The organism is Paucilactobacillus salsurae, from assembly GCF_054784995.1.
Window position 1 is genome coordinate 1 of sequence record NZ_BAAHWX010000006.1, and the last position, 13,745, is coordinate 13,745.

Here is a 13,745-nt window from a genome sequence, read left to right on the forward strand (position 1 = left end):
CAGTTTTAGCTGGCTAGGAAAATATCGGCGCCTCTGGCGCAATTGTGAGCGAAAGCTGAACACCAGTAAGATGATGATTAGCTTAGCCTTCCTGCGAATACTCTTGAAAAGATTCTAAACACGTTCTAACTAAATTTACTAAATTTACAAAATCATTTTTATCAATTTCAGTAATTCCATATTGGTTAAAAAAGCCTCCCCATGAATTTGCTTTTCGTGTCTTGCTATTCCAATCAAATTTTTCTAACTTGTCCTGATAAATCTCTTTTTTAAATTTAAAACTATTTAACAGCAATGAATAAACTGTACCTGTAGTTATTCCATGTTGAATTTCCCCAAATTGACCACAGCCGAACAAATAAAACTTATGATTTTTGCTAGCACGCTGCGGTCGTCTGTAGATAAATAAATCATTTTTCTCTATTTTGTTATATCGAGTTGTATTCCAAACATATTTTTCAAAATCAACATCTTTCTCGTTCCCTTGTTCTGCATAACCATTTTTTGAGTCAATGATAAAAAATTTATTTGCTTTTTTTACATATTTAATTATTTCTTTTGTCATTACATTCTCCTCACTACATTTTAAATAATACACTAACATCATTTTCTATCTGATAAATTTTTAAATTTTCAAAGTTTTAATTTCTTCCCAACACAACTTAAAAAATTTTTAATTTGATTTTTAAGTTCGCTCAAATTGTGGATTTTTTCACTGATTGAATCAATAAGTATAATTTCATTCCTTTTTTCACAAACATTTGAATAAAATGCCTTTTTATCTTTAAATATTCATTAATTCTTTGCTCAATTTCAAATGAATTCTAATCATCAATTATTAATGCCATAGTAAGTTTTGAAAGGATTGTGAAAAAGTTTCTAGAACACTAATATATCAGTGAATTCTTTTCACAAAATGTATAATTTTTCATTTACTTAAAGCGCTTACATTGTTAAAATGGTTCTTGTGTGAATATTGACATTCCCTTATTGTTCATCCATTACAGAAAGTAGGAAAAAACTATGGAGTATAGTTTGTTTACTCGCGTTGTGGCAGAATTTATTGGAACTGCCTTTTTAGTTGCATTAGGTAACGGATCAGTCGCCAATGTCGAGTTAAAGGGTACTAAAGGATATCATGGCGGTTGGGTTTTGATTGGTTTAGGATATGGCGCCGGAGTATTGATTCCAGCCATGATGATTGGTAGCGTTTCAGGCAACCACATAAATCCTGCATTGACTCTAGGTTTAGCCATTAATGGCCTATTTCCATGGAACGAAGTCCTTCCGTACCTTTGTGCTCAGTTTGCTGGTGCAATTGCTGGTCAATTATTAGTTGTAGTTAGTTATAAACCCTACTATGATCAAACGACCAATGACGAGGCCATTTTAGGTACATTTTCGACAATTGATGCTGTTCATTCTAATGTGGATGGTTTCATTAACGAATTTATTGGAACTTTCATTTTAATTTTTGGCGCGTTAACGATGACACATACGATGGCCTTCAAATCGAATATTGGATTAGCCAATTTTTCAGTTGGTATTCTAGTGCTCGCACTGGTTGTTTCCTTAGGTGGGCCAACCGGGCCGGCATTAAATCCTGCGCGAGATCTTGGTCCTCGAATGGTTCATGCCCTAATTCCGCTCAAACAAAAAGGTTCCTCTCAGTGGAATTATTCATGGGTACCAGTTGTTGCACCACTTTTTGGTGGTGTGGTAGGAACATTTTTGTTTAAGCTATTATTTGGATAATATTTATTTCATGACACCACAATAAGGAAAATTCAATATTAAAAAATTTATTTAAAAAATGTCACGGTTAGCCGTGACATTTTTTATAGTCTATTTTAATTACTTTCTGCAAACTTTGTTTTAATGTAATCGGCAGAAATTTGTAATTTTTTGAGTTCTTCGTCTGTTAAATCCAATTTTAATTGTTCAACAATGCCATCCCGCCCAACAATTGCAGGATATGATAGGTAGGTGCCGTACTCTTCACGGTAATTAGAAACGGGTAATTCTGTTAACGCATTATTTAAAATCGTGTTGGCTAGCAAGACAGCAGCTGTGGCAACCCCATAGTTCGTATACTTTTTGCCATGGAAAACCCGATGGCCACCGGCCTTAGATTCACCATCAATCGCATCAAGATCCAATCCACGATCAGCAGCAATTTGTGTGATTGGTTTACCTAAAACGCGAACCGTTGACCACGCTGTAAATTGTGAATTACCATGTTCACCTAAATTATACCCAACCACAGAACGTGAATCGATGTTTAATTGTGAGGCCACAGCACGTTTCATGCGGGCTGAATCAAGCAATGTTCCCGTGCCAAGCACATGTTTTTTTGGTAAACCTGTAATATCTTGGTAAATTGAAGTAATCACATCAACTGGATTAGTAATCGCCACAATCAAACCATTAAAGCCGGTATCTTTGATTTTATGAGCAACGTCTTTAACTGCAGCACTCGTGAATGGTAATTCTGCAAAACGATCATCATTAGCATTGTCTTGTAGTTTGATGTTGCCAAGTGCTGAAATAATCACATCAGTATCAGCCAATTGTTGGTAATCATTCACAAAAATATTAGTGTGAAATGGTAGATTAGGCATGGCATCTTCAAAATCAAGGGCATCCGCTTGAACTTTAGTTTCATCAATATCAATCAACACTAAATCATCCGCAAAGCCATTAGCAACAATGTAGTGCGCAACTGTTGAGCCAACGTGACCCATTCCAATAACTGCAATTTTTCTTGGCATTTTCCATCAACCTTTCATTTTGACTATTCTATAAAAAATGGACATTGAAGCAATTATACAAAAAAACTTGAAGTAAATATATACTTCAAGTCATTTTAATTACTTAGCTGGCTTTTGTTTTGCCCACTTACGTAAATCTTCAATTTTCTTTTCTTTCAATGCTCGCTTGTACTTTGGAGCAACTGGCCGACGACCTTGAACGCCATTTGGATGAGCCTTACGCATGTCATTGCCTCCTTATTTTCTTCTCTTAATAAATCAACATTCCCATTATAAAGGTTCACCACTGGAAACGCAAATACATTTTTTATAATTGAACTATACCAATATCTTCTCTGTGCCCTTTTTAAAGATTTTCAAAGGGATTTGACAAGTATACCTATATATAATATCATGGTGTTTGTAGTAAACAATAACCTAAGTAATTACACTTACTCGGAGATGGTATTATGTTACTAGATAAAAGCACGCACACTACTGCCAGTAATATCGAGGATCCTAACAACAATCCATCGGTAGATCAAGAACGCGTTGCTCTTGATGACGACTGTGCCAAAAAAGAATTAAGTTGGTTAAGTGAAGCACTCGAAAAATAACTTCATCGCCAAAGCTATGACAATTATTGTCGTAGCCTTTTTTGTATTCCTTTCACCAGCTGCTAAAATCCAGTATAATAAACACGTGCAATAAAGCAGATAAATCATTTGACCTTTATTGACCAACGCGTTAAACTACATTTACACGATTAGCAATCAATACTGCTAAGTGCTAAATAAGGAGGCAACACTATGAACTTAGTTCCTACTGTCATTGAGCAATCATCACGTGGCGAACGTGCCTATGATATTTACTCACGACTATTAAAAGACCGTATTATCATGTTGTCCGGTCCAATTGAAGACGATATGGCCAACTCCATTATCGCCCAATTATTGTTCTTGGACGCTCAAGATTCAACTAAAGATATCTACTTATACATTAATTCACCTGGTGGTGTGGTTACTTCTGGAATGGCCATCTACGATACCATGAACTTCATCAAATCTGATGTTCAGACCATCGTTACTGGAATGGCTGCTTCAATGGCCAGTGTGTTAGTTTCATCTGGTGCAAAGGGCAAACGTTTTGGTTTGCCTCATTCACAAGTCTTAATTCACCAGCCATCTGGTGGTGCTCAAGGACAACAAACTGAAATCGAAATTGCCGCAACTGAAATTTTGAAAACTCGTAAAATGATTAATCAAATTTTAGCTGACAATTCCGGTCAACCACTTGAACGAATTAATAATGATACCGAACGTGATCACTACTTAACAGCTGATGAAGCTGTTGAATATGGGTTATTAGATGGCATCATGCAAAACAGTTCAGATATGAAAAAATAATTAATACGACTTAAAAACACCCTGATTGAGTCAATCAGGGCGCTTTTTTTGTCACAAAATTACCAACTAAATTCTTCATAATAAACTTTATCTGCTGGAACATTTGCGCGCAACAATGCTTGTTTAAAGTTTCGACCCAAGCTATTTGGACCCGATAATAGATAAACCGCATTCGTATCTAAATAGTGCAAGATTTGATCAGTATTAAATCTTCCTTCTTGGATATGAACGGTTAAATTACGACGTTGTGCTGCTAAAGCTTTCAGTTGTTCCTCATAAATCAGATCGGCCGTCCGATGGGTTGAATAGTACAGATCAATTTGCCGATCATCACAGGCCTGAACAATCGACAAAAGTGGCACGATGCCGCTACCGCCACCAATTAGAACTAAAGCATCTTTTTGGTTTTGTTGAATGACATCATCAAATTTGCCATAACTGCCATCAATTTGAACTTGCGACCCAATTGTTAACTCCTGTGTCTGCTTGGTAAAATCACCATCACCACGAATGGCTAAGACAATTTGACCATCGTGTTGCACATCATTAACCACCGAAAATGGATGCAGTTCTTTCAAATGATCTTTTTGGGGAAAGTTGATAAAAATATAATCGCCTGGCTTAATGGTTAAGCGCTGTGGATGAGACATTTGAATTGTGTATTCAAAAAAATTGGGTGCAATTTCTTTTTTTTCAATTAATTTACCAGTAGGCAGCAAGTACGCATTTTTAATTTTGGTGTAGCTATAAGCCAGTAACACGAACAGGCTATACGCATCAAAAAGCCAAATGAACGCACTAATACTTGTGATATAAGAAATCAGTTGTACGTGGATAAATACTAGTATCACGGCCACGATATTGAGGCGATGTAACCAAACTGACAACTCATGTTTGAAAATTTTTTCTAAGCCATGCTTTAACATCCCAAAAATTTTAACACGATTGCTCAACCACCCTGCCATAAATACCAGAGAATAGATCATTAGTCCTATAAATAGATCAAACGACCAATCCCCTGTTAATTTAATCAGTCCGGCTGAACTCGTTCCACTTTTATGCAAGTAAGCTAGGACTATGCCAAAAATACTGAGCATGCCATGAATAAAATAAATACTTGGTAACCCAATCAAACGGTCTAACCATTTTGGTCGTGTACTTAAATATATTGAAACTAAAAACCATACATAGGCGATTGAACCAGTTTGAATTGCCAGTGCCTCACTGCTATAGATAGCTGGTAACCCCATTGCTAAGGCTTGAATTAATGGCAGTGGTACAACAAATAAAATGACTGCCCACACCAGATATTGAATAAATGGAATTCGTTTTAGCATTGTCGCCACCTCCTTAGATACGTGAAATAACTTGCTGATCGTCTACTAACAACCCCGCGGTTGGATGATGTTGTGCAAATTGTGTGAACTTTGTTTTTCCCATAACAATTGCCGTTGTCGCCAGTAGGTCTGCTTCGATTAACTCGTTTGCAACAATCGTTGCCTGAATGAGCGGTGCCGTTTTATCTCGGTGAATGATATGTTCTCCGCGTTTACTGAATCCAGAAGTAGCAATTGCACCATTTTTTAGTTCATAACGATAAATTAGCTGGGATAAATCAGTGGGATTTTCAATCCCAATTTGCCAAGTAAAGGATGATTGGTCACTTGTGCTCAATTGGATATCACCCGCGCCGTTTAATAACACGGCGACAACCTTGCCATCATCAATCAGTGGTTGCATAAACCGTTCAAAAGCCCGTTGGATGGCCCACCCTTTCACAATTCCTGTCGGATCATACTGTTTTTTAAAGAACGGCGTAAATGCACCATCAGTGATCGATTGGGCTTTAATGGCTATGCCAAAAACCTCACGAAATTGATCGGTAATCTCATTATTTTTCAAATCACCACTTTGATACTGTGACACTAACGAATCTGATTTAAATGGTGAAAAAGCTGCGTCAATCTGATCTAAAAATTGATGAACTTGATGAATAACTTTTTGTAAATCTGCATTTAAGCTATCATTAAATTCTGGGTTTGCAAACTGTAACGTAAATGGCATCGTCATTGATTGAAATTGATATGCTTTTGTTTGAACGTTATCCATTGGCTAGTCCTCCGCTTGTGTTAGGGCGTCTTGCAATGAACCAGTAAATCCTTTGTAGGTTTCACTAGCACCAGAGACACTATCAATTTTAGCGCTTTGTGCTTTAATAGCCTCTGCTTTATAAACCGGCAATGCTTGACTATTAATTTCTTTATCGTGACCGTTATCGTTGGGATATTCCAATACATTAACCGCTGTTATTTTGCCATTTTTAATGGTTGTTTGAACTTGCACATCACCCCACTTGGTCGTTGTTGCTTTACCTGTATAAGTACCATCTTTGTAAGTCGTTGACGACGTTGTAGTTGATGAAGTACTTGAGCTTGACTGACTTTGTGATTCGCTACTACTCGTTTGACCAGTATCTGAACGGGTCATTGTTAACTTATTTTTGAAAAATAAAAAATATCCATCAATAACAATCGCAATTGCAATCACCACGACTATTAAACGCTGCCACCATTTTTTCATAGTCCCACTTCCCATTCGCATTTAATATTAATTCTGAATTGTATAAATTTTACTCAATTCAAAAGCAATTTATGATTGTGTAAGTATATCCGCTATCTCAGGATAAAGAGATGTCTTGTCCATGAAAATTTTATGACTTTTTGCTTAAAGATTACTTTATAATCAAACCAAATAAAAAAGAATGTGATTTCTCACATTCTCCTTAATTCTTATGCACTCTGTTCTCGCAATTGATCAGCATAAGCATTTATCTTTCGTAACCGATGATTGACACCAGATTTAGAAATGGGACCGCTCGCGACGAGCTCTCCCAGTTCTTTCAAACTAACTTCCTGGTGTGCTAACCTTGCTTCAGCAATTTCACGCAGTTTATCAGGCAAATTACCGAGACCAACGGTTTGATCAATAAATTTAATATTTTCAATTTGCTTGCTAGACGCATTAGCAATTTTGTCCATATTGGCATTTTCGCAATTCACTAACCGATTAACAGAATTACGCATGTCGCGCACAATTCGCACATCCTCAAACTTTAACATGGCACTCGTGGCACCAATCAAAGATAAGAAATCAGCAATTTTTTCGGCTTCTTTTAAATAGACAATAAACCCAGAACGACGGTTCGTGACGCGTGCATTCAAATCAAATTGATTCATCATCTGCGCGATCACTGCATTGTGCTCTTCGTATAATGAATAAATTTCTAAATGATAACGAGATGTTTCCGGATTATTAACAGAACCCCCGGCTAAAAAAGCCCCGCGCAAATAAGAACGAATCATGCCGTCATCTTGTAATAACTCTAATGGTACCTGTTCTTTAAGTTGAAGGTTTTCTAAAATACCCAAATCTGCCAAAATAGTTTGAGCATCATGGCGTAAGCGGACGACATAGAGATTGTTTTTCTTTAATTTCATTTTCTTGCGCACAATCAGTTCACTTTCGGCGTGATAGAAATCCTTTAACAATTGGTAAATGCGTCTGGCAATTGCCGGATTTTCTGTTTGCACGTTTAAGACAAGTTGATGATTGGCAATACTTAGGGCACCATTCATCCTGATGAGTGCCATTAATTCAGCCTTGGCATTTTTTAAATGGACCTCTAGTCCCGTTAACTCTTTTTTAACTTCACTCGCATAAGACAAACTGATCACTCCATTCAAATCAAAAATGCGCTTGATGTAATCGATTTAATAATTCATTGACTACCTTTTCACCATCATGAAAGGCCCCATTGTCACGCAACTGTAAAAAGTTTGCTGAAATAACACGGACATTTTGATCACGTAGACCTTGAAAATCGTGTTTTACCGGTTGAGATAATTCATTCCATCTTTGAAAATCCATATAATCACTCGGCACTTGTTCCGTGTTAACCAGAATCGTATCCACGAATTGGTGGTGTAAATGACGATTTAAAACAGCAATGTGTTGGGCATCACTGAATTCATCAGTTTCACCCTTTTGAGTCATAATATTACAGATATAAATGACTTCCGCATTGGTCTGACAAACCGCCTGACCCACGTTTTCGATCATGAGATTCGGCAAAATACTGGTAAATAAACTTCCCGGTCCTAACACAATTTGATCAGCATTTAAAATTGCATCGATCACTTCAGGCACCGCTTGTGCTTGATGGTTATCGTGATAATTGGCCGGATCAACCCATACACGTTTAACAGGTTTATGTTGCGCCGTAATTTCTGATTCGCCTTTTATTTTAGTACCATCTTGAAACTCGGCACTTAACACCAATGGTTCATTTGCGGCAGGATAGACGTGGCCGTGAATCTGCATCATTTGTGATAATTCTTGAACTGCTTCGAACACCCCAGATTTCATTTCTGTTAGTGCCGCAATAATTAAATTCCCAATGGCATGACCTGCAAAAAACTGATCAGATGAATCAAAACGATATTGAAAAATATCTAGCGCTGTTTTAGGCATATCAGACAATGCAACGAGTACGTTACGAATATCTCCAGGAGGCACGACGTTAATATAATTGCGTAAAACACCTGAGGACCCACCATCGTCTGCCACCGTAACAATCGCAGTAATATCCACATCCTTATCCCGCAACCCATGCAAAATAACAGGAAGACCAGTTCCACCACCGATCACAACAATGCGTGGTCGACGTTTGTTAGTAGGTTTCATGATCGATTCGTGGACTCCTTTCTTTTTTCAATGTCGCGATGACTCACATTGACCTTATATTGTTGTCCCAGTTCTTGCGCTAATCTTTCAGCAATGGCGACTGAACGATGTTGTCCACCAGTGCAGCCAATGGCAATCGTCAGACTACTTTTACCTTCTTTTTGGTAACCAGGCAAAATATCGACTAACAACGAATAGAAATGTTGATAAAAATCTTCTGTCGCATCTTGCCGCATGACATAATCGCTAACGGCCTTGTCTTTACCGGTTAGTGGTCGTAGTTTCTTAATGTAGTACGGATTTGGCAAGAAACGCACATCCATAACAATATCTGCATCTAATGGCAACCCATATTTAAAGCCAAACGACAGTACTTCAACATAAAACATGGTGTGGTGATCACTGTTGAAATTATCAATGATGCGTTGTCTGAGTTGTCGTGGCGTCAATTTAGAGGTATCAATGACCACTTCTGCCTGATTTTTTAATTCTAATAATAATTGACGTTCTGTCTCAATGCCCATTAAAACACGACCTTGCGGTGCTAATGGATGAGATCGTCTCGTTTCTTTATAACGAGAAACCAGTTCTTCGTCGGTGGCATCTAAAAATAGTAACTGCGTTGTCACATCTTGGCGATTGCGCAATTCTTCAAACGCGGGTTGAATTTGATCATAAAAATCCTTTGACCTTAGATCTACAACTAGTGCCACTTTAGTAATTGAGACAGATTCTTTCACAATATCTAAAAATCGTGAGAGTAAATTAGGCAACATATTATCAACCACAAAGTAGCCCAAATCTTCGAAACTTTGCATTGCAACAGTTTTCCCCGCGCCACTCATACCTGTAATAATAACGACTTCCAAATGTTTACTCATAATTGACCCCCACCTTGAGATTTAGATCAGTTCATCAATTGTAACATACCGGGTGTGTCATTTCTATTTTAATCCTAATTTCGTCGTGCAAACGCGATGACTAAGGCATTGATACCAAAAATGACTAGATAAATAGCTAGCAACAAATTCAACGATAATGCAGAGACGAATGGGTTGATCAACAGTAAAAAGGCAATAATCAAACATAAAATATCAAGAAAAACTGAAAAGAGGAAATAGCCTGTGCCAAAAAACTTCAAATGACTGCTAACCAACAAGCGTTCCAGTGAATCAACCAAAAACCAGGCCGCAAATAAAAAGCCAAGAGTCGTAATGCCACTAGGGATATCAACTAGAAAGAAGATGGCGACAATAATATCAAAAATACCCATGACTAACGCAAAAGTACCACGAATCCCAGTATCACGTTTGAGTTTCGAATAACCTGCTAGAGTTGCAATCCCGCTAATTAACGCTAAAACACCAAATAAAATCACTAAGCCAGTCAGGCCAACATTTGGTAACCGAATAATTAAATAAGCTGCAATCAGACACAGAATACCCATAATAAATTCATTCCAGTCAAAGCCCCAGCGATGATCTTTAAAATCCATTCAAAAAACCTCCTTTAGTCAACGACTATCTAACTTGATAGTAATTAATTTAAGGAGGAAGTTCAATTATTAACGCTGTTCAATTAATTGTTGTGCTCGTTTTAGGTTTTGGTTGATTTGTGTAAAACCAGTGCCACCTAGTGATTGACGCCGTTGAACAGCCACTTTACTTTCTAGGTCGTGATAGACGTCGTCTTCAATTAGTGGTGATATTTTCTTATATTCAGCTAATGGAATTTCTTGTAGCGTTGTATGCGTCTCTATCCCTTGTAATACTAACTTACCAACGATTTCGTGTGCTTGCCTAAATGGAATCCCTTTACTAGCCAAATAATCAGCTAGTTCAGTGGCATTGGAAAAATCATTGTCGGTCGCGTGGGCCATTTTATCTTTATTAACATGCGATGTGGCTAACATTTTCGTAAAAATATGCAGACTTGGCAAAATGGTTTTGACTGTGTCAAAAACGCCTTCTTTATCTTCTTGCATATCTTTATTGTAGGCTAATGGCAATGACTTCATCACAGTTAGCAAGCCCATTAAGTCGCCAATCACCCGGCCACTTTTACCACGAATAAGTTCAGCCATGTCCGGATTCTTTTTTTGCGGCATAATTGATGATCCTGTTGAAAATTGATCCGATAGCTCTAAATAATTAAATTCATAGGTACACCATAGAATGATTTCTTCACAAAAACGTGTCAAATGCATCATTAAAATAGCCGCATTGCTCAGGAATTCAAGTGCAAAATCACGATCAGAAACAGCATCCAAGCTATTATGATACACATCACTAAACCCTAGCTCTTTTGCACTAAATTCCCGGTCAATTGGAAATGTGGTACCGGCCAATGCCGCTGCTCCTAATGGTGAGATGTCTGCATGTTTAGTGTTAAATTCAAAACGTTCAACATCCCGTTGAAACATGTCAAAATAGGCTAATAAATAATGGGCATATGAAACTGGTTGAGCATGTTGCATGTGCGTGTAGCCCGGCATGATTGTTTCAACATTGTCCTTAGCTAAATTGACAATCACTTGTTGTAATTGCTTTAATTCATCAATAACATTTGGAATTTGATTTTTGACGTACAGGTGAAAGTCGGTGGCTACCTGGTCGTTACGACTACGTGCTGTGTGTAACTTACCTGCCACAGGTCCAATTTGGTCTGTCAGAATTTTTTCTAGATTGAGATGAATATCTTCATTTTCAACCGAAAATTTCAGTTTACCTTCGTGTAATTGCTTAACTAGACTTTCTAATCCAGCAATAATTTGATCTGCATCTTCAGCAGGTAAAATATTTGTTTCCTTGAGCATTTTAACGTGTGCAAGTGACCCAGTAAGATCTTCTTGCGCCAACTGTTGATCAAATGCAATAGAAGCTCCAAACTCGTCAACCCAATGTTCACTTGCTTGTGTGAAACGACCACCCCATAGTTTTTCTGTACTCATCTATTTTTGCCCGTCCTTTGCTTTTTGTGCCTTGTCTTGAACCTGTGAATAAACTTGAGTTGGTAGACCCCACAGTTTGATGAAACCAACTGCAGCTTGCTGATCAAATTCATCTGCTGACGTATATGTTGCCAAGCTCTTATCGTAAAGAGAATTAATTGACTTACGACCTTGGGTCATAATGTTACCTTTGAATAATTTGAGACGAACCGTCCCGTTGACCACTTTTTGTGTTTCCTTAATAAAAGCAGTCATGGCAGTCATTAATGGTGAAAACCATAATGCATTATAAATAGTGTCTGCTAATTTTTGTTCAATTAAGGGTTTGAAATGAGCTAATTCACGTTCAAATGTCAGATCTTCTAAATCTTTATGAGCGTGCATTAATACTGCCGCTGCTGGCGCTTCGTAAACTTCACGTGATTTAATGCCGACCAACCGGTTTTCAATATGATCAATACGGCCAATTCCGTGTTTACCTGCGATTGCCTCAACTTTTATAATCAGATCGGCCAATGGGTACTTTTGACCATTTAAAGCAACGGGAACCCCTTGCTTGAACTCGATGGTCATTTCTTCAGGTTCATCAGGCGTATTTTCAATGGCATTGGTTAAATCAAAAGCATCTTCTGGTGCAGCAGCCCATGGATCTTCCAAAATACCACATTCATTTGCCCGGCCCCAGAGATTTTGATCAATGGAATAAGGACTATCTAAGTCAATTGGAATCGGCACATTGTGTGCTTTAGCGTAATCAATTTCTTCTTCACGAGACATATGCCAATCACGAATTGGTGCCTCAATTTTCATCTTCGGATCGAGAGCATGGATGGCAACTTCAAACCGAACCTGATCATTACCTTTTCCGGTACAACCATGAGCAACTGCTGTCGCACCTTCTTGATGAGCAATTTCCACTAATTTTTTAGAAATCAAAGGGCGTGAAAGTGCCGAAAGAAGTGGATAAATACCTTCATACAATGCATGGCCCTGCAAGGCAACTAACACATAGTCGTTAGCAAATTCTTCCTTTGCATCAATTACATACGATTTAACAGCACCCACTTTTAGCGCTTTGTCATGGACAAAATCTAAATCCTTACCCTTTTCACCCACATCAATACAAGCTGCAATTACATCGTAACCTTTGTCCTTCAACCAATTAATCGCAACTGAGGTATCCAAACCTCCTGAATATGCTAATACAATTTTTTCGTTTGCCATGTCTCTTTTTCCCCCGTTCATAGGATTTACTATGCTACATACAGTAACACGCCGTATCCATAAAATCAAGTATTTATTCATATAAAATGGATAAATACAATTTTTATGCATTTTATAAGCCATTAATTTGTATAAAAAAAGACAATCTATTAAGATTGTCGTTTTTTATCGTTTAATTTAATTAAATTTCATGACGAACAAATGGATCAGTTGAAATTTTTTCGCTTAAAATCTTCTTAGCCCATTCCTGTGCAGAAAATAGGGAATGATCACGGTAGTTACCACAACTGTCAATTGTTGTGCCTGGTACATCTTCCCATTTAGCTGTACTAATAAATTCTAGAGATGATTTTAATGCCTTGGCAACTTCTGTTGTATCATGTTCACCCCACATAATGAGATGGAACCCAGTACGGCAGCCAAATGGTGAACAATCAATAACACCACTCATGCGGTCACGTAGTAACCCTGCCAGCATGTGCTCAATTGTGTGTAATCCCGCAGTAGGAATTGCATTCTCATTGGGTTGAACTAGTCGCAGGTCAAAGTTAGAAATCTTATCACCATTAGGTCCTTCTTCAACAGTAATGAGTCTAACGTAAGGTGCCAACACCTTTGTATGATCTAATTGAAAACTTTCAATCTTTGCCAAAAAAATCACTCCTTTTGTAT

General features: G+C 37.7%; 16 protein-coding genes and 1 pseudogene. 4 read left to right on the forward strand and 13 right to left on the reverse strand.

The annotated features are described in order from the left end of the window. A pseudogene (locus tag ACYVQZ_RS06360) lies at nt 1–118 on the forward strand (IS5/IS1182 family transposase); the annotation flags it as partial. On the opposite strand, the gene ACYVQZ_RS06365 reads toward ACYVQZ_RS06360, so the two are convergent. Continuing rightward, a complete protein-coding gene (locus ACYVQZ_RS06365; RefSeq protein ID WP_461240570.1) occupies nt 83–565 on the reverse strand; it encodes a hypothetical protein in 483 nt (160 codons plus the stop codon). The pseudogene ACYVQZ_RS06360 and the gene ACYVQZ_RS06365 overlap by 36 nt on opposite strands. A gap of 458 nt (nt 566–1,023) precedes the next feature. Here ACYVQZ_RS06365 and ACYVQZ_RS06370 point away from each other — a divergent pair, with 458 nt between their 5' ends. Continuing rightward, a complete protein-coding gene (locus tag ACYVQZ_RS06370; protein ID WP_461240571.1) occupies nt 1,024–1,755 on the forward strand; it encodes an MIP/aquaporin family protein in 732 nt (243 codons plus the stop codon). A gap of 95 nt (nt 1,756–1,850) precedes the next feature. Here ACYVQZ_RS06370 and ACYVQZ_RS06375 read toward each other — a convergent pair whose 3' ends face one another. Next, entirely contained in the window at nt 1,851–2,771 is a 921-nt protein-coding gene (locus tag ACYVQZ_RS06375; protein ID WP_461240572.1) for an L-lactate dehydrogenase, read from the reverse strand. Between the two features lie 99 nt (nt 2,772–2,870). Next, nucleotides 2,871–2,996 carry a hypothetical protein gene (locus ACYVQZ_RS06380; RefSeq protein ID WP_461240573.1) on the reverse strand — a complete coding sequence of 42 codons (126 nt, stop codon included), beginning with the start codon at nt 2,994–2,996 and terminating at the stop codon, nt 2,871–2,873. Nucleotides 2,997–3,220: 224 nt separating this feature from the next. Between ACYVQZ_RS06380 and ACYVQZ_RS06385 the strand changes: the two genes are divergently transcribed. Both ACYVQZ_RS06385 and clpP read left to right on the forward strand, forming a co-directional pair. Further along, nucleotides 3,221–3,367, forward strand: coding sequence for a hypothetical protein (locus ACYVQZ_RS06385; protein ID WP_461240574.1), 147 nt, complete (start codon nt 3,221–3,223; stop codon nt 3,365–3,367). A 192-nt stretch (nt 3,368–3,559) separates the two neighbouring features. Beyond that, nucleotides 3,560–4,156, forward strand: a complete 597-nt coding sequence (gene clpP / locus ACYVQZ_RS06390) for an ATP-dependent Clp endopeptidase proteolytic subunit ClpP (protein WP_461240575.1) — start codon at nt 3,560–3,562, stop codon at nt 4,154–4,156. Nucleotides 4,157–4,215: 59 nt separating this feature from the next. Here the strand turns inward: clpP and ACYVQZ_RS06395 are convergent, their stop codons facing one another. The 10 genes from ACYVQZ_RS06395 to ACYVQZ_RS06440 form a co-directional block, all read right to left on the reverse strand. Continuing rightward, the gene (locus ACYVQZ_RS06395) at nt 4,216–5,493 is read right to left on the reverse strand and encodes an FAD-binding oxidoreductase (protein ID WP_461240576.1); all 1,278 of its coding nucleotides are present in this window, start codon (nt 5,491–5,493) and stop codon (nt 4,216–4,218) included. 13 nt (nt 5,494–5,506) lie between these two features. Continuing rightward, nucleotides 5,507–6,265, reverse strand: coding sequence for an FAD:protein FMN transferase (locus ACYVQZ_RS06400; RefSeq protein WP_461240577.1), 759 nt, complete (start codon nt 6,263–6,265; stop codon nt 5,507–5,509). A gap of 3 nt (nt 6,266–6,268) precedes the next feature. Further along, a complete protein-coding gene (locus ACYVQZ_RS06405) occupies nt 6,269–6,736 on the reverse strand; it encodes an FMN-binding protein (RefSeq protein WP_461240578.1) in 468 nt (155 codons plus the stop codon). 209 nt (nt 6,737–6,945) lie between these two features. Next, the gene (gene whiA / locus ACYVQZ_RS06410; protein WP_461240579.1) at nt 6,946–7,881 is read right to left on the reverse strand and encodes a DNA-binding protein WhiA; all 936 of its coding nucleotides are present in this window, start codon (nt 7,879–7,881) and stop codon (nt 6,946–6,948) included. 19 nt (nt 7,882–7,900) lie between these two features. Then, complete coding sequence (locus tag ACYVQZ_RS06415; RefSeq protein ID WP_461240580.1) at nt 7,901–8,899, reverse strand: gluconeogenesis factor YvcK family protein; 999 nt, start codon at nt 8,897–8,899, stop codon at nt 7,901–7,903. Further along, nucleotides 8,896–9,780 carry an RNase adapter RapZ gene (gene rapZ, locus ACYVQZ_RS06420; RefSeq protein ID WP_461240581.1) on the reverse strand — a complete coding sequence of 295 codons (885 nt, stop codon included), beginning with the start codon at nt 9,778–9,780 and terminating at the stop codon, nt 8,896–8,898. The genes ACYVQZ_RS06415 and rapZ overlap by 4 nt, the downstream gene beginning before the upstream one ends. 74 nt (nt 9,781–9,854) lie before the next feature. Continuing rightward, on the reverse strand, nt 9,855–10,394 hold the full coding sequence (locus tag ACYVQZ_RS06425) for an HdeD family acid-resistance protein (RefSeq protein WP_461240582.1): 540 nt from the start codon (nt 10,392–10,394) through the stop codon (nt 9,855–9,857). A gap of 69 nt (nt 10,395–10,463) precedes the next feature. Then, complete coding sequence (gene argH, locus ACYVQZ_RS06430) at nt 10,464–11,849, reverse strand: argininosuccinate lyase (RefSeq protein ID WP_461240583.1); 1,386 nt, start codon at nt 11,847–11,849, stop codon at nt 10,464–10,466. Next, nucleotides 11,850–13,073, reverse strand: a complete 1,224-nt coding sequence (locus ACYVQZ_RS06435) for an argininosuccinate synthase (RefSeq protein ID WP_461240584.1) — start codon at nt 13,071–13,073, stop codon at nt 11,850–11,852. It abuts the gene before it with no gap. A 181-nt stretch (nt 13,074–13,254) separates the two neighbouring features. Further along, a complete protein-coding gene (locus ACYVQZ_RS06440) occupies nt 13,255–13,725 on the reverse strand; it encodes an S-ribosylhomocysteine lyase (protein WP_461240585.1) in 471 nt (156 codons plus the stop codon). Nucleotides 13,726–13,745 lie beyond the last annotated feature (20 nt).

What these genes read in the sequence shown, in the direction of transcription:
- rapZ (WP_461240581.1), bottom strand. Translation starts at nt 9,780, where the DNA reads ATGAGTAAACATTTGGAAGTCGTTATTATTACAGGTATGAGTGGCGCG.
- ACYVQZ_RS06380 (WP_461240573.1), bottom strand. Translation starts at nt 2,996, where the DNA reads ATGCGTAAGGCTCATCCAAATGGCGTTCAAGGTCGTCGGCCAGTTGCT.
- ACYVQZ_RS06365 (WP_461240570.1), bottom strand. Translation starts at nt 565, where the DNA reads ATGACAAAAGAAATAATTAAATATGTAAAAAAAGCAAATAAATTTTTT.
- ACYVQZ_RS06405 (WP_461240578.1), bottom strand. Translation starts at nt 6,736, where the DNA reads ATGAAAAAATGGTGGCAGCGTTTAATAGTCGTGGTGATTGCAATTGCG.
- ACYVQZ_RS06375 (WP_461240572.1), bottom strand. Translation starts at nt 2,771, where the DNA reads ATGCCAAGAAAAATTGCAGTTATTGGAATGGGTCACGTTGGCTCAACA.
- ACYVQZ_RS06400 (WP_461240577.1), bottom strand. Translation starts at nt 6,265, where the DNA reads ATGGATAACGTTCAAACAAAAGCATATCAATTTCAATCAATGACGATG.
- ACYVQZ_RS06395 (WP_461240576.1), bottom strand. Translation starts at nt 5,493, where the DNA reads ATGCTAAAACGAATTCCATTTATTCAATATCTGGTGTGGGCAGTCATT.
- ACYVQZ_RS06385 (WP_461240574.1), top strand. Translation starts at nt 3,221, where the DNA reads ATGTTACTAGATAAAAGCACGCACACTACTGCCAGTAATATCGAGGAT.
- argH (WP_461240583.1), bottom strand. Translation starts at nt 11,849, where the DNA reads ATGAGTACAGAAAAACTATGGGGTGGTCGTTTCACACAAGCAAGTGAA.
- ACYVQZ_RS06415 (WP_461240580.1), bottom strand. Translation starts at nt 8,899, where the DNA reads ATGAAACCTACTAACAAACGTCGACCACGCATTGTTGTGATCGGTGGT.
- ACYVQZ_RS06370 (WP_461240571.1), top strand. Translation starts at nt 1,024, where the DNA reads ATGGAGTATAGTTTGTTTACTCGCGTTGTGGCAGAATTTATTGGAACT.
- ACYVQZ_RS06435 (WP_461240584.1), bottom strand. Translation starts at nt 13,073, where the DNA reads ATGGCAAACGAAAAAATTGTATTAGCATATTCAGGAGGTTTGGATACC.
- clpP (WP_461240575.1), top strand. Translation starts at nt 3,560, where the DNA reads ATGAACTTAGTTCCTACTGTCATTGAGCAATCATCACGTGGCGAACGT.
- ACYVQZ_RS06425 (WP_461240582.1), bottom strand. Translation starts at nt 10,394, where the DNA reads ATGGATTTTAAAGATCATCGCTGGGGCTTTGACTGGAATGAATTTATT.